Origin of the sequence: Streptomyces sp. NPDC058335 (assembly GCF_042723915.1) — a bacterium.
GTDB lineage: Bacteria > Actinomycetota > Actinomycetes > Streptomycetales > Streptomycetaceae > Streptomyces.
In genome coordinates this window covers 126857-144914 of the sequence record NZ_JBHXHX010000018.1, presented here as the reverse complement: position 1 = coordinate 144914, position 18058 = coordinate 126857, and the positions used below count along the sequence as shown (strand labels likewise).

Below are 18058 nucleotides of genomic sequence, written 5' to 3'. Positions count from 1 at the left end.
TCGAGGAGACCACCAGTCCCACCGTCAAAAGATGCTTGGCTGGGCACGCGGTCAGTGTGCGGACCGCGGCGATGGCGCCACAGGTGGCGATGCGGCGGGTCATCGTGAGCGGTGGCGCGAGCTCGGTTGCGGTGTGCTCGGTGGTGGCGGTCGTGTGGGCAACGGGTATCTCTTGCTCCCCTGTCCGTGAAGTGGTGGGTGCCGTCCCCCTCACTTGGGTTTTGGTGAGTGCCGTTCGTCGGACCCGTGGGCCTGTCCGATTGATGTCGGGGCGGCAAATGCGGTCCGCTGGTACGTCGTCTTGTCCACGCCGTCGGGAAGTAGGCGCCACAGGTGTTGCACCATGTCCTCGACGGTGACAGGAGGGATGTGCGGTAGTTGCTGTCGGTGAGGATCGGGAAGACCCGGTCGAGGTCGATGGCGGCGCAAGAGGGGGCGACACTGCTCACCTGCCCCTGCACGTCCCGTTCTCCGAGGTCAGCGGTTCACCCTTCGCCCAGCGGACGGTCGTGGAGACCCTCCAGGCAGAACGCGGTATAGCCACGGGTGCCGTCCTGGCCGAACATGCGGAAGCCATCCCCGTTCAGGTTGCATCGAAGACACCCGGAGTGTCGTGCAGGACAGCATTCTGCTTGAGCGGGATGCGTCTCACGTTGATGGCGGCGACGGCTGCCATGGCGTCGCGGAACGCCTGCGCGGTCACGGTGTCGGACGGCTGAACAGGGGTGGTCTGCGTGGTGGCGGTCATGACCGGGCCGGCTTCGTGAGGCGCGGGTCGAGGCCGTACTGCTCGTGGGCGCCGAGGTTGTCGCGCAGGGTGGGGCCTTCGTAGTCGTCGTGGAACAGACCGCGTTCCTGCAGGATCGGGACGACCTGGTCGACGAAGGCGTCGAAGCCGTCGTGGTAACCGTCGACAGCGATCGAGAAGCCGTCGCAGGCCTCCGCCTCGAACCACTGCTGCATGTGGTCGGCCACGTCGGCGGCGGTGCCGGCGACCACCGGGTGGTAGTCGATGACGCCGTGGGCGAGCACATCGCGCAGGATCCAGCCTTCCCGGGCCACTTCGAGGGCCCGGGCGGAGCGCGGGTCGTGCGGACTGGGCACGGCGTCGGCGAGCTGATGCGCCGTCAACGGCTCGTCGAGCTGACCGGGTCCGAGCGGGAGGCCGATCATGGCGCCGAGGTAGCGGACGCGTTGGTTCAGGTCGACGACCTCGTCCAGGAAGCGGCGCCGCTCCAGGGCGGCCTGGCGGGAGGCGGCGATGGTCGGCATGAAACCGGCGAGCATCTTCACCTCGTCCGGGTCGCGTCCGGCGCGCTTGGCGGCGTCCCGCAGGGCCTGGCGCTGGGTCCGGGCGTCCTCGATGGTGTACGGGTTGGCGTAGACACCGCTGGCGTAACGGCCCGCGAGTTCCAGGCCGTAACTGCCGCCGCCTGCCTGGAAGATGACCGGCTGGCCCTGCTCGGACGGGGGGATGGGCAGCGGGCCGCGGGAGGCGGCGTGCCTGCCCTGGAGGTTGACCGGCTGGATCTTGTCCATGTCGGCGTACCGCTTGCCGTCGACGTCGAGCAGCAAGGCGTCCTTCTCCCAGCTGCCCCACAGTGCCTGCACGATCTGGATGACCTCGTGGGCACGCTCGTACTTCTCCGCGCGCGGCGGGATCGTCGCGCCGAAGTTCGCCGCGGCGGCGGGGTCGGAGGTGGTCACCGCGTTCCAGCCGGCCCGGCCGTGGCTGATCACGTCCAGGGCCTTGAACTGGCGGGCGAGATTGTAGGGCTCGGTGAACGTGGTGGAGGCGGTGGTGACCAGGCCGATCCGCTCGGTCTCGCGTGCGAGGACGGTCAGGATCAGCAGCGGGTCGATCATGTGGTGCGGGGAGTGGTTGTCGAGGTCGACGTCCAGGACCGGGGTGTCCGCGATGAACAGGAGCTGGACCTTGCCGCGCTCGGCGGCCTGCGCGTACCGCACGAACTGGTCCATGTCCGTGTAGCTGTTCAGGTTCGCACCCGGCAGCCGCCAGGCCCCCGGTGCGGCCCCGTATCCGCCGCTGAACTGCATGCCCAGAATCATCTGTCGGCTTGTCACGGTTACTTCTCCAGACTAGGCAGTGATAGACGGAGGGCGCCTCCGCTTATCTTCCCGAAAATGCGGAGGCATCCTCCGAATGATCAAAAGCCGTGCGGGCGCCGGCCCCGGGCCGGCCGAGTGGCGGCCCAGGCCCAGATGCCGGACTGTTCCTGCGGGCGGAGGAACTACGGCCTGCCGAGGACTCCGGGGGTGTCATGCAGGACCACGCTCCGCTGCAGCGGAACCCGCTCCGTGCGAAGCGTGTTCACCGGTGCCGCCGGGTCAGCCATGCCGAAGGAGATGCCGAACAGCAGCTTGAGCTCCGCCGGGACACCCAGGAACTCGCGGACGGTGTCGGCGTAGACGCCGAGCACGGTCTGCGGGATGCCGGCCAGCCCCCGGGCCGCCAGCGAGAGCAGGAAGTTCTGCGCGTACATGCCGATGTCGCCGGCCGTCCGTACCCCGTCGCCGAGCGCCGGCATGAACAGGAAGGCGGCATGGGGAGCGCCGTAGAACTCCAGGTTCTCGCGGACCGCCGCCCTCCTGCCGTGCCGGTCCGAGCGCTCGACGCCCCGGGCCCGGTAGACACTCGCGCCCAGGGCTTTCGACCGCTCGAGGTAGACGCCCTCCTCGCCGTAGCCGTCGGTGAAATCCGGGGAGGTGCGCCCCTCCTCCTCGGCCCGGAGCAGCTCTTTGGCCAGGGCGTCCCGTGCAGCACCCGAGACGACGTGCACCGTCCACGGCTGGGTGTTGCTGTTCGAGGGGGCCGTCTGTGCGTCTTCCAGCACGCCGCGGATGTCCGAAGGGGACAGGGCGGTGGGCAGGAACCGTCGGGGGGAGCGCCGGGAGCGGGCGATGTCGGTGAAGGGTGATGCGGTGCCTGGCAAGGCGGTTCCTCTCCATGGCGCACAGTCGCCGCCACGGCGGCCGCCGCGCAGCGCACTACGGCAGGCCACACAAAGGAGGCAGCCGGCGTAAGGGCCGGGTGCGGACGCACCCCTGCGGGTACCGGCAGCCTTGCGGATGCGCGCAGGCAGCGGAGTGCCGGGACTGCAGGCCGCAGCGCGGGGACTGTGCGCTCTTCGTGTTCGTCCTGGGTGTTCGTGGCGTGGTGGCGATGCCGCCCTCGTGCCGTTGCGTGCACGAGAGTCGCGTCGGGTGACTCAGCGGTGGGCGGCGCGGTTCATCTCGACGATGTCGTCCAGGGTGGCCGTGGCCGGGAGGGTGGCGAGGCGTTCCGGCACGCTGTCGCGGATGCGGGTGTCCTTGACGCGGTCGGCCGCGGCCAGGGCCGCCGGCAGCTCGTCGAGGGTCAGCTCGGTGCAGTAGGCGGGGCTGTTCGGCTGCTGGCGCCAGGAGTCGGCCAGTGTGCCGGCGTCGTACGGGTCGAAGCCCGTGTCGTCCACGAGCCGCATGGCCACCCGCCGCGCCTCCTCGGTGTCGCCGGCGACGGGGATGGCGAGGCGGCCGGGCGTTCCGGCCGGGACGCCCCGGGTCCGCTGGGTCTCGGCCAGGGCGGCGTTCCACGCCTTGACCACGGGGCGCCCCAGCTGCTCGGCGTTCCACACGCTCTCGACTGTGCCGTTGTCCACGGCTTCGATCTGCCCGTTGAGGTGCGGATAGTAGTTCGAGGTGTCGATGACCACGGTCTCGGTGGGGACCGAGGCGAACAGGTCGGCCAGCTTCCCCGCCACTCCGAAGGGGATGGCCAGGACGATGACGTCCCGGTCCTGGACGGCGTCGGCGAGCTCCGCCGCTCGGGCCCCTGATTCCAGCACCTCTGCCCGGACGGCCTCGGGGCCGCGGGCGTCGGCCACCTGGACGTCGTGACCAGCCGTGCTGAGCTTGACAGCAAGGTTCCCACCGATGGCGCCAGCGCCTATGACAGTAATTTTCATGATTTGTCCTTTGGGAGGTCGTACTGCCCTGAGGGCAGCGCGATGTGATGGCTGGGTGGTGGTGCCACCTGATGTTGCGGGGGCCGGGTCGGGGACCCGGCGTCTATGCCTGGGTGTCCCGCTCGCGGTAGCCGCTCGCGATGAGCGTGCGGAGCCGGTCGAGCGGCTCCCTCTCGGTACCGGTGCCCTTGATCCAGGCAACGGAACAGGCCGCGAGGAACAGGTCGTGCCCGCGCACCGACGCGCGCACGCGCCCCGCGAGCTGCGCGGCTCGCACGTACTGATCGGTGGCGGAGATGAGGATGTCGCAGGGAATCGTGAGCGGGTTGTCCGGCTCCTGCGCCCTGGCCGCGGCCATGAGCGGGTCCGGCAGCCCGCTGAAGGCGCTGAAGTAGTCCTCCATCGCCCGCAGCCACTGCTCAAGCGCCTCGGCGGGGTCGTCGAGCTGCTCGATGTCCGCCTGACGGGCCACCAACTCCTCGGAGCGTGTCTGCAGCACAGCCGCCAGCAGCGCCTCCCGGGTGGGGAAGTGCCGGTACAGGGTGCCGGGCCCGACCCCCGCCTCCTTGGCCACCGCCTCGAGGGAGGTACCGACCCCGTGCTGCAGGAAGTGACGCTGCGCGGTCTCCAGGAGGGCAGCGCGGTTGCGCTGGACGTCCGCGCGGGGCTTGCGTCCCCGCTGTTCAGCGGCGCTCATGCGCCCTCCTCCTTTTGCCCTGCTCCTGCGGCCGCATCAAAACGGATGCTGCCTCCGTATGCATTCGAGAGTAAAACGGAGGCGGCATCCGGTCAAATCGGCGGCCCGAACGCGGAGCCTGGACAACACGGGGGACCCACCTGTCTGGCGCAGCGCGCAGAGCAGAAACCGTGCGGAAGTGGGTGCGCCGGGTGCCGCTCCACCGGTCCCGACGACTTCCGGCGTCCTGGACCTTGCCCCGCATGTGCGGCCCCTCCTGCGCCGAGCCCTGACCCGTCTCCCGGCCCAGGATGTCAAAGGGTGAGCTGCTGGTGCCCTATGACGGAGAGCAGTTCGAGCTTGCTGTGGCTCTCCGTGCCGGGGCGGGTGGTCAGCACCACCAGGGTCTGGGCACGGTTCTCGGTGAACAGGACCTGGGCGTCGACGTCGATGCGACCGAGTTCGGGATGGAGGATGGTCTTGCAGTCGTCGTAGCGTTGGGCGACCTCCTGAAGTTCCCACATGCGGACGAACTCCGGGCTGTGTTCCTGGAGTTCGGCGAGGATCCGGGCGGCTCGGGGGGTGTCGCTGCCGGCTGTCAGTGTGGCCCGCAGGCGGGCCGCCTGGGCACGGCCGTGGCGTTCGTGGGCCTCCTCGGGAACCATCAGACGTTCGGCCGGGTCCATGAACCAGCGGTAGTAGCCGCTGCGGGCCACACCGGTGTGGCGGGTCTGGTCGCCGAGCAGCGCCACAGCCATGGGGTTCATCGCGAGGGTGTCGAACAGGTCGGTCTGCACCAGGGCCGGGGAGTCGTCCAGGCGGTCCAGGACCCGCATCAGCGTCGGGCTGACATGTTCGGAGCGCTGGAAGCGGGCCGGGGCGTTGTGGCCGATGAGGACGAAGAGGTGGTCGCGTTCGTCCAGGGTCAGCCGCAGTGCCCGGGCGAGAGCCGTGGTGATCTGGACGGAGGGCTGCGGAGCACGCTGCTGTTCCAGCCGGGCGTAATAGTCGGTGGACATGCCGGCGAGCTGCGCGACCTCCTCGCGGCGCAGTCCTTGGGTACGCCTGCGCGGCCCCTCGACCAGCCCGACGTCGCGGGGCCGCAGCGTCTCACGCCGATGGCGCAGGAATTCCGCCAGTTCCTTCTTGTCCATGCCCCCATCCTCGCCGTATCCAGACCGGCTATCCAGAGACCGCCGATCCATGGATGAGCGGTCCTCTCCCACCCGCTGGCGCCGCTCATGAGGCCGACGCCGAGGGCGCTCGCGGCGGGACGATCCGATGGTCCCTTGACCTGCATGACCCGCTGGGAGATTCGCTGACCATCGGCGGTACGCCGCAGGCCGCCGGTATGGACGACGGCCTGCGGCGGCGGTCCCCCGTCGACGACGTCCGACGCTTCGGGACCGGCCCCGGGCCTGGTCGCCCGGCCTGGCCGACACGACGATGTGCGCCGTGTCGGCCAGGCGCTCGCGTGCCCGTCGGCACTTTGAACGGAGCCGGTAGCCTCCCGTGCGACGACCGGGGCGACGCCGAAGGCGCTTCCTTGCCGTTCCGCGTCCTCGGCGAGGTCCTCTCCGAGGCGGTCCAGTTCGCGTTCGTCCATGATGTGGCCCGACAGGACCTGCCTGCGTGCTGTTGTTCCGCGTCGTCACTACAGGTCGGTCAGCTGCTGGCGATCATGGCGAGGACGTTGTCGTAGGAGCCATTGGCCTGCGCGTCGCGGATGAACCTTGCGCCCTCGACGACAAGCTCCTTCGCGTCGGGCTTCTCGCGCAGCAGGTCGAGGGTCTGGGTGAGGAAATCGTCCAACGGCATGGCGTGGTCGTTGTCCTGCTGGCCCAGCAGGGTCGTGCGCACGCCCGGCGGGGCGACCTCGATCACCTGGACGCCGGCGTCAGCACCGGCGAGCTGGATGCGCAGGCTCTCGGAGAAGGAGTGCAGCGCGGCCTTGGTCGCGCTGTAGGTCGGGGTGCTCGGGTACGGTACGAACGCCAGCGCGGAGGTGACGTTCATGACGACCGCGTCGTCCTTGCCCGCGAGCAGGGGCAGAAAGGCGTACGTCATCCGGATCGTGCCGAGCAGATTGGTCGCGACGTGCTCCTCGGCGATGGGGAGTTCGGCCGGATCGAGGAGGTTCTCCCGCAGCATGATGCCGGCGTTGTTGACGAGGACGTTCAGCCCCGGGTGGCTCGCCGCCACGGTCTCACGGGCCTGGGCGATCGAGTCGGGGTCCGCGACGTCGAGGACGAGCCCGTCGATGCCCGGGTGCTCGGCCGTGATCTCGTCGAGGAGTTCCTTGCGCCGGCCGGCGACGACCACCTTGTTGCCGGCCTCGTGCAGACGCAGGGCCAGGCCGAGGCCGATGCCCGAGGTTCCGCCGGTGATCAGGATCGTGTTGCCGGTCGTCTTCATGGGGGTCTTGCTCCTTCGGTACGGCGGGCCGGTGAACGCCCGCAGCCTCGACCGTAGGGGCGCCCGCGCAGGGGCGGGAGAGGACGGTTGATCCATGGATCGGCGGTCCCTGGCTGAGCCGTAGAAGACGCCGCAGCCGGTCAGCGCCTCCAGACCAGGCGCAGCGAGCCGCCGGTACGAGACCCCGGTGGCCATGGTCACAGTCGTGCGCCCCTTCCCCGGGCTTTACCTCGGCGCTGAGACCTGGTCCCTGGGCGAGCGCCCAGCTGTGGAAGGAGGCTCGAACGCGCCTTGCCCCGCACTGAGCCCGTCCAGCAGGAGGTCACCGAGCTCGGAGAAGGCGTCGCCGGCGGTCAGGCCGGTCCTCTCCAGGAGGATCCCCGACTGGACCGCGTCGATGGTGACCGCTACGACATGGGCGGCGAAATGGCCGTTGAGCGCGCGGAAAACACCGGTCTGCACGCCCTCCTCGATCAGTTCGTGGACCCGGCGCGCCGCGGCGGCGGAGTTCGTGCGGTAGATCTGTGCGGTCGGTTCGTAACCGACCATGTCGTCGTAGAAGGCGTGGGAATGCCGCCGCATGGCCGTGCCGACGCCGGCGAGATAGACCCGGATGCGCTGCCGGGGGTCGGGCTCGGCCTGGACGGCCTGTTCGATCTCGGCTGTCGCATCCCGGAAGAAAGCGCGGGTGACCGCCAGGACCAGCTGTTCCTTCGTGGAGGCGAGGCTGTACAGCGTCGCCTTGGAGCACCCCAGGCGTTGGGCGAGCTCGTCCATGGTCACCGCGGTGAAGCCCTCGGTCAGGATGATCGCCTCGGCCTGGCGCAGCAGTTCCTCACGCCGACGAGTGTCGACGACCCGTCGGCGTGCCGTTCGGCGCGGGCGTCGGTCGCGCGAGTCAGGTTGGGCCGTCACCGCAGCAGTCTCCCATGAGCGTCTCCACCGAAAGTGGCGGGTGGTCGTCGGGGCCGGAAGGCCGACCGAACGGGTACTAACGTACCGTCCAACGTACCCGCGTGGAGTGTCCCCCTCAGTGACGTTCGGACAAGGTGACTGACTGACTCGTAGGCGACGGCCGCGGCAGCAGCGGATCACCTTCGACATCGATGAGGACCTGGCTCTTTTGAGAGCCTCCGGCCCCGGAAGCTCTCGTGCGACCAGGGTGCCAGGCAACCACGTACGCGGTGACGAACACACCCTGCGTCAGTACCTCCCGGTCCCAGGGACGATGACCAGACGATCACGGCTTGCACAGTTGCTGACCGGGTCGGCGGTGTGACTGATTCTCGACGATCACCTCGCACGGAGCAGTCGTGGCGTCATCCGCTACGGGGGTCCACCCGGCTCGATGTCACCGCCACCGCGGTGGTGGTGACCCCCGCAGCATCGCTCGATATCAGTGATGCGCACGGTCACTGGCCCGGTCAGCGGGGCTGGGCCCGGACGACGAAGACCGATGCAACGGCTGATCACCTGCTCGTCCGCCGGGTTCGCGGTTACCGGATGGAGGATCCGATGGAGATGCCGCCGTCCACGTCCAGGACGATGCCGGTGATGTAGCCGGCGGCTTCGCTGGCGAGGAAGGCTGCGGCTTCGGCGATGTCCTCGGGCCTGCCGGTGTGACGCATCGGGACCTTGTTCGTGAGCTTGTCGCGTGCGGGGCCGTTCATGGAGGCGAGCATCGGTGTGTCGATGAGGCCGGGGGCGATGGCGTTGGCGGTGATGCCGTGGCGGGCGCCCTCGAGCGCGAGGGTGCGGGTCATACCGACGATGCCGGCTTTGGCGGCCACGTAGTTGGTCTGGCCGAAGTTCCCGCGCCAGGACATGGACGAGAAGCTGACGATGCGTCCGTAGCCCTGGCGTTTCATCGGGCCGAACGCGGCGCGAGCGCGGTGGAAGCCGCCGGTGAGGCTGACACCGACGACCGCGTGCCAGTCGTCGTCGGTGATGTCCTCGACGCGGTTGTCGCGGATGATGCCGGCGTTGTTGACCAGCACGTCGAGGCGGCCGAGACCGGCGGTGACACCGGCGATCCAGGCATCGACCTGGGCGGAGTCCGTCACGTCCACCACGTCGGCGCGAAGTTTCGCGTCGTGGGCGTGGGCGATCGTCCCGGCGGCGTCGGTGAGGGCCCGTTCGTTGACGTCGGCCAGCGCGACGGTGGCGCCCTCTGCGGCGAACCGGGTCGCCATCGCGAGGCCGAGACCTTGCGCGGCGCCGGTGATGGCGACGACGCGTCCGTGGTAGCGATTCACCTGGTGTCTGCTTTCGTGGTCCGGGGAGCGAGGAAGGCCCGCAGAGCGTCGGCCACGGAACTGGCCGACCAGTTGTCGGCGAAGGTGGCCAGTTCCTCGCGCAGGGCGTCCTCTGGGTCGATGCCGTCGATCCGGTGCAGCAGCGTCTTCAGCCGTTGCTGGGCGGGGCTGTGGCGGTCGGCCAACTGGTGGCAGATGTGGGTGGCGGCGGCGTCGAGGTCGGCCTCGGGCACGATCGCGCGGATCCAGCCGGTGTTTGCGAAGGCGGTCGCGGGCAGTAGTTCGCCGGTGAGCAGGAGCCAGCGTGACAGTCCGCGTCCGACCGCATCGGGCAGCCGGACGCTGGATCCGCCGGCCGGTACCAGGCGCCGGCTGAGGTGGCCGTCGCCGATGAGCGTGGTGTCGGCGGCGACGACGACATCGCAGGCCAGGGCAAGTTCGAGACCCCCGGCGACGGCGTGACCGTGCAGCACGGCGACCCATGGTTTCGGGCTCGCGGCAATACGGCTGAAGCAGGCAGATACGTCGGTCAGGAAGCCGACCGGGTTGTCGCCCTTGTCGTGCAGTTCCAGGAACTGGTGGAAGTCCCCTCCGGCGCAGAAGCTCGGCCCGTTGCCTGCCACGGCGATGACCGCTGTGCCGGGGTCGGCCTCCGCGCTGGTGATCTGCTTGTCGAGGGCTTCTACGAGGGTGACATCGAGGGCGTTGCGCCGCTCGGGGCGGTTGAGCAGCAGCCATCGGACGGTGCCGCGTTGCTCGACGATGAGGGGATCCGTGTCGGTCACTGTGACTCTCGGCTGGAAAGTTCGGTGCGGCGGCGGTCGCGCAGCAGGTAGCGCTGGGTCTTGCCGCTGGGGGTCTTGGGCAGGGCGTCGATGAAGTGGATCGTGCGGGGGTAGGCGTGGGCGGCGTAGCGGGTCTTGACCAGCAGCTGCAACTCGGTGGCCAGATCCGGTGAGCCGTCGACGCCGTCGCGGAGGACGACGTATGCCTCGATGACCTCGCCGCGGACGTCGTCGGGTGCGCCGATGACGCTGCACTCGGCGACAGCGGGGTGCTGGGCGAGGACGCTCTCGATCTCGAACGGCCCGATCCGGTAGCCGGCCATGATGATGACGTCGTCGTCGCGGGAGGAGAAGAAGAAGTCGCCGTCGGCGTCGACCCGTCCGGCGTCGCCGGTGAGGTACCAGCGGCCGTCGGCGGTGAACTTGGCGTCGCTCTGCCCGGGGATCTGGTAGCCGCTAAAGGTCATCAGCGGGCTTGCTGCGACGTCGATCGCGACCCGGCCGAGCACGCCTGGTGCGGTGGGTTCGTCCTTCTCGTCGGCCAGGACGGTGAGGCTCCAGCCGGGCACCGGCCGCCCCATTGATCCCGCCTTGAGCGGACGGGCTAGTTCCGGATGGTGGTGGTTGGCCAGGGGCATGCCGACCTCGGTCTGGCCGAAGTGATCGTGCACGGCCAGACCGAGCGCGGCGCCGGCCCACTCGTTGACCTCCGGAGTGAGGGGTTCGCCCGCGCTGGACGCCCGCTCCAGGCGCAGCCCCTGCGGCACCGGCACCGACGAGGAGCGCAGTCCCCGGTACACGGTGGGGGCGGCGGTGAAGTCGGTGACCTGGTGGTCGACGAGGGTGCGCCAGGTCGTCTCGGCGGAGAACCCGCCGGCCAGCAGCAGGCTGGGGACGCCGGCGGCCAGCGGGGCGACGATGGCCGCGTACAGCCCGTAGGCCCAGCCGGGGTCGGCGGCGCACCAGTAGCTGCTGTCCTGGGTGACGCCCAGGCCGTACTCCAGATAGATCTGCCATCCGGCGATGTAGGAGACGGGGTGGATGACCCCTTTGGGCTTGCCGGTCGTACCGGAGGTGAACATGTGCACCAGGGGCCCGTCCCCGCTCGTGGTGACAGCGGGCACCGGGTCGGGCGACGCGGCCGCGACGAGGTCGGCCAGCACCATGTCACCGTGCTGAGTGCCGGTTCCGGTGACGACGACGCGGCGCTGAGGGTCGTCCGGCATGTCGGAGCTCGGGTCGAGTTTGTGGCGCTGGTCCGGATCGACGACCACCACGTTCGCACCCGCGCCCTCCAGACGCAGGGCGATGGCCTGGGGCGCGAACGCGGTGAACAGCGGGACGTAGACCGCGCCGAGCCGCCAGATCGCCAGGAGGACGGTGACCAGGTCGGTGCTCTTGCCCATCAGGGTCGCCACCCTGTCACCCGGGCCGACTCCGAGCGCCTGCAGCGCCCGCGCACAGCGGTGCGAGTCCGCGGCGAGATCGCCGAAGGACAGGGTGGAAATCTTGCCGGCGCTGTCGACCACGGTGAACGCGACGCGGTCGCCGGGGTGCCGGTCGCACAGCAGGTGGGCCACATTCAGGGAAGGAGCCACGAAGGCCGCGGTCAGCTCGGCGACCCGGTCGGCGGCGCTCATCGCTGGTCCTTGCGGTCGATGAGCGGCAGGACCAGACGGCTGGGGTGGTTCGGCCCGTGATGGATGTGGTTGACCGCGGGAATCATCTGCTCCTCGCTCTCACGGGCGATGACGCCGCCGGTGTTGGTGTTGCGGTCGTAGCGGGGGAAGTTGCTGCTGGAGACGTCCAGGCGGATGCGGTGACCGGGAAGGAACACGTTGGAAGTGGCGGTCATGTCGATGGTGATCTCGTAGATCGTGCCGGGCTCCATCAGTTCTTCCGCGGCCAGGCCGCCCCGATAGCGGGCGCGCAGGATCCCGTCGCACAGATTGATCGCCTCGCCGTCGGGGAAGACATCGACGAGCTTGGCGGTGAAGTCGGTGTCCACCGCCGAGGAGGAGACGAACAGGGTCAGGCTGACCGGACCGGTGACCTCGACGGGCTCCTCCAGCACCGGGCCGGCGAAGCACAGGACGTCCTCGCGGGCGGCGACAGTCCGCTGGTCGACCGGGCCGCAGAATCCAAATGTCGTCGGCATGGACGCCCCGCCCGCCGTGGGAACCGCGCGGCGCGGGTCGTAGAGGTAGGTGTCGTGTCCGGCGTCGGCCGGTGGCTCGGTCGTCAACGCGCCGTCGCCGCCCGCTGTGTTCGCGGGACCGGTGCTCGTGAGGTGGAAGTCGGTCCACCTTGTGTCGGGCAGCGGCCAGTCCTGCTCGTCACGCCACTGGTCGATGCCCATGACGAAGATCTTCACGGGTGCCACGTCGTCCAGGGCGGTGGTGTCGCCGCGGAGCCAGCGGTCGAAAAACTTCACATGCAGGCCGGTCAGGCCCATCATCTGGGCACTGGCCAGCGGGCCGAAGGAGCGGTCGGGATAGACGCCACTCGCGGACATGTGATCCCACGGACCGATGATCAGCCGTTGCCCCTCGCGCGCCTGTGCACTGCCCGCCTGTCGGCGGGCGGTGGTGTAGGTGCGGACGGTCTGGCCGATGTAGAGGTCGTACCAGCCGCCGATGTTGAGCGCCGGGACGGTGACGTTCTTGAGCTCGGGTGTGAGCTCCATGGCGTCCCAGTATCCGTCGTGGGACGGGTGGGCCATCCAGTCGTCCCACCACTTGCCGTACGCCGCCAGAACCGGGACCTCGGCCGTCGGCAGCACGTCGTTGAGAGGCTCGGGGAACAGGGCCGCCTGACCGAGCTGCTGCAGCTGGGACAGGGTGTCCTCGCCGGCCGCCAGGGACCGCTGGGCGTCGGCCGTGTACATGATGGCGTTCCACCACGTGACCAGGCTCAGTGAGAGCGCACCGCCCGCGGAGTACCAGAGCGCCTCGTAGTTGTCGATCGAGGTGAAGGTCGGCGCGATCGCTTTGAGGGCGGGGGCGCCGGTCACGGCGGTTTCCCACTGGACCATCCCGAGGTAGGACGGCCCGTACATGCCCACCGTGCCATCCGACCACGGCTGGTCGGCGATCCAGGCGACGGTGTCCTCGCCGTCGGCCCGGTCGGCCATATGGGGAACGAACTCGCCTTCCGAGCGGTGGGTGCCCCGGCAGTCCTGCACCACCACCGCGTAGCCGGCTTCCGCCAAAGTCAGGAGGTCGGGGATGGCTGACTGGCCGAAGCCCATCACGTCCTTGCCATAGGGCAGGCGCACGAGCAGCGTCGGAGCCTCCCCGTCGGCCGGATGCCACACGTTGGCGGCGAGGGCTACGCCGTCACGCATAGGAACCTGGACATCTATCTCGTATAGGTGCTGCATCGGTGCTCCTCGTTGAGCTGACGGCCTCGCCCCCTGGATTTGGGTACGTTAAGAGGTACGTTCGTACCCTGTCAATTACCGGAGCGGGTCGGACTCCCGCGATTCACCTGCGCGGGCTCCTCCGCCTGAACTGGCGGTCAGATCGCCCGACGACGGGACCCCGGCGAGGGTCCCAAGGCCCGCGAGCCGCCCCTCGACCGTGGCGCCTCGCGCGAGCTCCTCAATGCCGCCACGGTCGAGGGGCGGCTCCAGAGCGGGTGCAGGCGAGGCGACAGTCGGCACAAACCGGGGCCCCGGAGACGACGTCACGGGTGGCCGTCCGGCCGATGAGCACCGGGCCCCAGGCACTTCGTCGACAATCTCAGGGAAGGACCGTTCGAGACGGGCGGCGTCGGCGGACGACGGCGAGGGCGTGACCGAACCGCCCAGCGCCTCCATCGTGGCCGTCAGCTGAAAGACCGCGTTGCCTGCCGCGGGACTTCGAGCCGGATGGTCTTCGAGAAGGAGACGCTGGGCGTACTCGCGGGAAGGGTCCTCGTCTGTCCTCGTGCACGGCGGCCTGGAGGATGCCGCCGGTGGGTGAGGTGTATGCCCGTCGAGGGTGACTGCACTCGACGGGCACGGCTACTTGTCGGCGCCGACCTTGGCGGTGTCCAACTCGCCCCGCGGCGGCGTGGTGGTGCGAGAGTGCAGGACCTTGCGGGCCTGTTCGGTGTCGAAGTCGTTCTCCCACTTGCCGATCACGATGGTGGCTACGGCATTGCCGAGGACGTTGATGAAGACGCGGCCCTCGTTGAGGATGCGGTCGATGCCGACGATCAGGGAGAGGGCGGCGAGCGGGATGTGGCCGACCGCGGTGACGGTGCTGGCGAGGACGATGAACGCGCCGCCCGCAATCCCGGCGGTGCCCTTGCTGGTGAGCATCATGACGCCGACCATGATCAGCTGCTGCTGCCAGGACAGGTCGATGCCCATGGCTTGGGCCAGGAAGAGGGAAGCCATCGTGAGGTAGACCGCGGAGCCGTCCAGGTTGAAGGAGAACCCGGAGGGGATGACGATGCCGACCACGGGCCGGCCGATGCCGAGGATTTCCAGTTTGCGTACCAGCTGGGGCAGGACGGCCTCGCTGGAGCATGTGCTGAGGGCGATGAGCAGTTCGGCCTTGAGGAAGCGGATGAGGCCGAACAGGCTCAGGCGGCAGGCCCGCATGATGGCGCCGAGGACGACCAGGACGTAGACGATGCAGGTCGCGGTGAACAGGATGACGAGGTAGCCGAGTTGTTTGAGGCTCTCGGCGCCGTAGGTGGCGACCACAGTGGCCAGGGCACCGAAGGTGCCCAAGGGCGCTAGCCGCATCACCCAGCCCACGATGCGGAAGACGACGTCCGACAGTGCCCTGATGCCGCGGGTCAGCGGTGCCCCTTCTTCGCCGGCCATGTTCAGGGCCACACCGAAGACGATCGAGACCATCAGCGCGGCCAGGATCGCGTCCCCGGTGATCGCGCCCAGCAGGGAGGCGGGGATGAGGGAGGAGACGAAGCCGGTGAAGGTGGCGTGCTCGGTGGCGGTCTTGGGCACGTCGTCGGCGTTCAGTGACGAGGGGTCGACGTGCAGGCCGGAGCCGGGCTGGAAGATGTTGGCGACGGCCAGCCCGATCAGCATGGACACCAGGGACAGCACCAGGAAGTAGCCGATCGCCTTCACACCGATCCGGCCCGCCTTGCGCAGGTTGTCCATGGAGGCGATGCCGGTGGTGACCACGCAGAAGATGACCGGGATCACGATCATCTTGACCAGCGCGATGAACCAGTCGTTGAGCGGTTTCAGGTCCTCCCCCAGCCCGGGCGCGAGGATGCCGACGGCGATGCCGAGGACGGCGGCCAGTACGACCTGGAACCACAGCTCACGTAGGAGACGGCTCAGCCGTGACCGCTGAGGGCGGCCGGCGGTGTGGGTGCTTGTCATCGTTGGTGCTCCCTTGCACGACGATCGTGTGTAGCCCTGTCCCGTGGGGGTTGCGGGGGACGCGCGACGCGGCTCGCGCGCCCCCGATCTCGCGTGAGGCGGCCGTAACCGGCTGCGCCGGCCGGCGGCGTCCGCCCGGTGGCGGGCGCGTCTGCGGTGGGGTGCCGGTCAGCTGTGCAGGGCGCGCAGCACCTTGTAGAACGCGGCCTTGCTCTCGAAGCCGATGCCGGGGGTGTCGGTCAGGCCGACGCGGCTCTTCTCGACGACGGCGTCGTCGGCGAAGCCGCCGGTGGGCTGGAACTCGCCGGGGTAGGACTCGTTGCCGCCGAGCTTGAGGGCGGCTGCGATGTGCAGGGAGAACTGGTGCCCGCCGTGCGGGATGCAGCGCCTCGACGACCAGCCGTGCTGACGGAGCATGTCCTGGATGCGCAGGTACTCCACCAGGCCGTAGGAGAGTGCGGGGTCGACCTGGATGGTGTCGCGGTCGGGGCGCAGGCCGCCGTAGCGGATCAGGTTGCGGGCGTCCGGGAGGGAGAAGAGGTTCTCGCCCGTGGCGATGGAGCCGGTGTAGTGCTCGGCGACGGTGGCGTTGAGGTGGTAGTCGAGCGGGTCGCCGATCTCCTCGTACCAGAACAGCCCGTAGGGCTCGATGGCCCGCCCGTACTCCAGTGCCGTGTTGAGGTCGAAGCGGCCGTTGACGTCGACGGCCAGCCGGGAGCCGTCGCCGTCCAGGACGTCGATGACGGCCTCGATACGGCGCAGGTCCTCCGCCAGGTCGGCGCCACCGATCTTCATCTTGACGACGTCGTAGCCCAGGTCGAGGAAGCCGCGCATCTCGTCCTGGAGGTCGGTGAGCGTCTTGCCGGGGGCGTAGTAGCCGCCGGCGGCGTAGACGAAGACGGAGTCGTCGGGCTGCCCGTCGCCGTAGCGCTCGGACAGATACCGGTACAGCGGCTTGCCCTGGATCTTGGAGGCAAGGTCGAACAGGGCCATGTCCACCACACCGACCGCGACCGAGCGCTCGCCGTGCCCGCCGGGCTTCTCGTTGTTCATCATCACGTCCCACGCCTTGGCGTGGTCCAGGCCGCCCTGCTCGTCGAGCAGGCTGCCGGGCTCGGCGTCGAGGAGGCGGGGCAGGACCCGGCGGCGCAGGATCTCTCCTGCGCTGTAGCGGCCGTTGGAGTTGAAGCCGTAGCCCACCACGGGCTTGCCGTCCCGGACGACGTCGCTCTCGATCGCCACGATCGAACAGTCCATGGAGCTGAAGTCGATCCAGGCGTTGCGGATCGAGGAGCTGATCGGAACGACGCCCTCGTAGACGTTGGTGATCTTCACTGCGAAGCCTTTCTCATATCTTATAAGATGCGACGCCTGTTAGACTGGGCCGGTCCGCTGCGGGATGTCAAGGGGTGGGGAAGCTCCGGAAGGGAACGGTCAGGGGGCCATGGCAGGACAGAACCTGTTCTTCAGCAAGAGCGATCTCGCCTACGCGGAACTCCGCGACCGGATCCTCTTCGGCACTCTCCCTGCCGGGTCACGGCTCGCCCAGTACGATCTCGCCGAGTCCCTCAACATGAGCATCACGCCCCTGCGCGAGGCCATCCGCCGCCTCAGCAGCGAGGGACTCGTCACCGTCGAAACCCACCGCGACGTCCGGGTCTCCGTCATGAACTCGAACGAAGCCCGTCAGCTGTTCGAGGTCCGCCTGTCCCTGGACCCGACCGCCGCCGAACTCGCCGCCCAGCGACGCACCGAGGACGACATCGCCGCCATGCAGGCCGCCGTCGACAAACTCCTCCCCGTCACCCGCCAATGGGGGGAGGAGGCACTGACTGCCCACCGCGCCTTCCACCAGGCGCTGTACCGGGCCTCGCACAACGACGTACTCATCCGTCTCCTGGACGACCTGTGGGACAAGTCCGACCGCTACCGGCGCCTCGGCCTCGAACTCCCTCCCGGCGACGAACCCCGCACCAGGGACCTACAGGAACACCACCAACTTGTCTCCCTCATCGTGGACGGCCGCGCCGCCGAAGCCGCCCAGTTGATGCGAGGCCACATCACCCACAGCCTCACCGCCACCGCCATCAGCGCCCTCGAAGATCGCGAGGGCCTGCGCGTGACGTGACGCGCGGCGGCCGGCCCCGTCGTGATGCTGAGTTCGTAGAACTCGACAGCCCAAGAGCCTGCGGGCTCCGCCATACAACTTCCTCCGAGCCCAAAACCGACAGTGGCTCAGACGGTAGAGAAGAACACAAGAGAGCCGAAGGAAAGAGCCCCAGACATCCTGCGGGCCCTGATACGCGACGGTTGCACCTTTGCGACCAGTGCACCCTCGCCCTCTGTCGCACTTGGCTGACGCGCTCACACCCTGTCACCGACACGAGTTGACAACTCCGTTAGGAAGCAGTGGCAAGCGCCACCCGCGGCGGCACCGCGTTACGGGATGGCCCTCGGGCTGGTGAGTGTCGCCCGGCCCGCGCTCCGTCGCCGTTCGAGCGTGACGTTGTCGCGTGACCCGGGCGGGGGGGGGCCTCCCCCCCGCCCGCCCCCCCGGCGCCGGACCCGGGCCGGTGCAGAGGTAACCCGCGAGCGCCGCAGCCTCAGCACAACAT

The 18058-nt window shown here is 69.2% G+C and carries 15 protein-coding genes; 1 reads left to right on the top strand and 14 read right to left on the bottom strand.

Going from position 1 to position 18058, the window contains the following annotated elements; all coding sequences use genetic code 11:
• Positions 1–583 precede the first annotated feature (583 nt).
• The 14 genes from ACFWJX_RS30910 to ACFWJX_RS30845 all read right to left on the bottom strand — a co-directional run bounded on the left by ACFWJX_RS30910 (position 584) and on the right by ACFWJX_RS30845 (position 16778).
• On the bottom strand, positions 584–748 hold the full coding sequence (locus tag ACFWJX_RS30910) for a hypothetical protein (RefSeq protein WP_383249595.1): 165 nt from the start codon (positions 746–748) through the stop codon (positions 584–586).
• On the bottom strand, positions 745–2085 hold the full coding sequence (locus ACFWJX_RS30905; protein WP_383249593.1) for an NtaA/DmoA family FMN-dependent monooxygenase: 1341 nt from the start codon (positions 2083–2085) through the stop codon (positions 745–747). Before ACFWJX_RS30905 ends, ACFWJX_RS30910 begins: the two co-directional genes overlap by 4 nt.
• Before the next feature lie 167 nt (positions 2086–2252).
• Positions 2253–2954 (bottom strand): nitroreductase, encoded by a 702-nt coding sequence (locus ACFWJX_RS30900; RefSeq protein WP_383249591.1) that lies wholly within the window; start codon positions 2952–2954, stop codon positions 2253–2255.
• A 276-nt stretch (positions 2955–3230) separates the two neighbouring features.
• A complete protein-coding gene (locus ACFWJX_RS30895; protein WP_383249589.1) occupies positions 3231–3965 on the bottom strand; it encodes an NADPH-dependent F420 reductase in 735 nt (244 codons plus the stop codon).
• A 103-nt stretch (positions 3966–4068) separates the two neighbouring features.
• Positions 4069–4662 (bottom strand): TetR/AcrR family transcriptional regulator, encoded by a 594-nt coding sequence (locus ACFWJX_RS30890; protein ID WP_383249587.1) that lies wholly within the window; start codon positions 4660–4662, stop codon positions 4069–4071.
• A gap of 293 nt (positions 4663–4955) precedes the next feature.
• A complete protein-coding gene (locus ACFWJX_RS30885; protein WP_383249585.1) occupies positions 4956–5795 on the bottom strand; it encodes a helix-turn-helix transcriptional regulator in 840 nt (279 codons plus the stop codon).
• A gap of 511 nt (positions 5796–6306) precedes the next feature.
• Positions 6307–7056 (bottom strand): SDR family oxidoreductase, encoded by a 750-nt coding sequence (locus tag ACFWJX_RS30880; protein ID WP_383249583.1) that lies wholly within the window; start codon positions 7054–7056, stop codon positions 6307–6309.
• A gap of 225 nt (positions 7057–7281) precedes the next feature.
• Positions 7282–7971: a TetR/AcrR family transcriptional regulator gene (locus ACFWJX_RS30875; protein ID WP_383249581.1), complete on the bottom strand. Its 690-nt coding sequence runs from the start codon at positions 7969–7971 to the stop codon at positions 7282–7284.
• Positions 7972–8552: 581 nt separating this feature from the next.
• Positions 8553–9311 (bottom strand): SDR family oxidoreductase, encoded by a 759-nt coding sequence (locus ACFWJX_RS30870; RefSeq protein ID WP_383249579.1) that lies wholly within the window; start codon positions 9309–9311, stop codon positions 8553–8555.
• Complete coding sequence (locus ACFWJX_RS30865; RefSeq protein WP_383249577.1) at positions 9308–10096, bottom strand: enoyl-CoA hydratase/isomerase family protein; 789 nt, start codon at positions 10094–10096, stop codon at positions 9308–9310. Before ACFWJX_RS30865 ends, ACFWJX_RS30870 begins: the two co-directional genes overlap by 4 nt.
• On the bottom strand, positions 10093–11736 hold the full coding sequence (locus ACFWJX_RS30860; RefSeq protein WP_383249575.1) for an AMP-binding protein: 1644 nt from the start codon (positions 11734–11736) through the stop codon (positions 10093–10095). Before ACFWJX_RS30860 ends, ACFWJX_RS30865 begins: the two co-directional genes overlap by 4 nt.
• Positions 11733–13478 carry a CocE/NonD family hydrolase gene (locus tag ACFWJX_RS30855; RefSeq protein ID WP_383249573.1) on the bottom strand — a complete coding sequence of 582 codons (1746 nt, stop codon included), beginning with the start codon at positions 13476–13478 and terminating at the stop codon, positions 11733–11735. Before ACFWJX_RS30855 ends, ACFWJX_RS30860 begins: the two co-directional genes overlap by 4 nt.
• Before the next feature lie 624 nt (positions 13479–14102).
• Positions 14103–15443: a cation:dicarboxylate symporter family transporter gene (locus ACFWJX_RS30850; RefSeq protein WP_383249571.1), complete on the bottom strand. Its 1341-nt coding sequence runs from the start codon at positions 15441–15443 to the stop codon at positions 14103–14105.
• 168 nt (positions 15444–15611) lie between these two features.
• A complete protein-coding gene (locus tag ACFWJX_RS30845) occupies positions 15612–16778 on the bottom strand; it encodes a mandelate racemase/muconate lactonizing enzyme family protein (RefSeq protein WP_383249569.1) in 1167 nt (388 codons plus the stop codon).
• A 109-nt stretch (positions 16779–16887) separates the two neighbouring features.
• Here ACFWJX_RS30845 and ACFWJX_RS30840 point away from each other — a divergent pair, with 109 nt between their 5' ends.
• Positions 16888–17571 (top strand): GntR family transcriptional regulator, encoded by a 684-nt coding sequence (locus ACFWJX_RS30840; RefSeq protein ID WP_383249567.1) that lies wholly within the window; start codon positions 16888–16890, stop codon positions 17569–17571.
• Positions 17572–18058 lie beyond the last annotated feature (487 nt).

Bases quoted from the DNA above. Each gene is read 5' to 3' on its own strand.
- ACFWJX_RS30910 (WP_383249595.1), bottom strand. From the start codon at position 748: ATGACCGCCACCACGCAGACCACCCCTGTTCAGCCGTCCGACACCGTG.
- ACFWJX_RS30895 (WP_383249589.1), bottom strand. From the start codon at position 3,965: ATGAAAATTACTGTCATAGGCGCTGGCGCCATCGGTGGGAACCTTGCT.
- ACFWJX_RS30890 (WP_383249587.1), bottom strand. From the start codon at position 4,662: ATGAGCGCCGCTGAACAGCGGGGACGCAAGCCCCGCGCGGACGTCCAG.
- ACFWJX_RS30885 (WP_383249585.1), bottom strand. From the start codon at position 5,795: ATGGACAAGAAGGAACTGGCGGAATTCCTGCGCCATCGGCGTGAGACG.
- ACFWJX_RS30880 (WP_383249583.1), bottom strand. From the start codon at position 7,056: ATGAAGACGACCGGCAACACGATCCTGATCACCGGCGGAACCTCGGGC.
- ACFWJX_RS30860 (WP_383249575.1), bottom strand. From the start codon at position 11,736: ATGAGCGCCGCCGACCGGGTCGCCGAGCTGACCGCGGCCTTCGTGGCT.
- ACFWJX_RS30855 (WP_383249573.1), bottom strand. From the start codon at position 13,478: ATGCAGCACCTATACGAGATAGATGTCCAGGTTCCTATGCGTGACGGC.
- ACFWJX_RS30850 (WP_383249571.1), bottom strand. From the start codon at position 15,443: ATGACAAGCACCCACACCGCCGGCCGCCCTCAGCGGTCACGGCTGAGC.
- ACFWJX_RS30840 (WP_383249567.1), top strand. From the start codon at position 16,888: ATGGCAGGACAGAACCTGTTCTTCAGCAAGAGCGATCTCGCCTACGCG.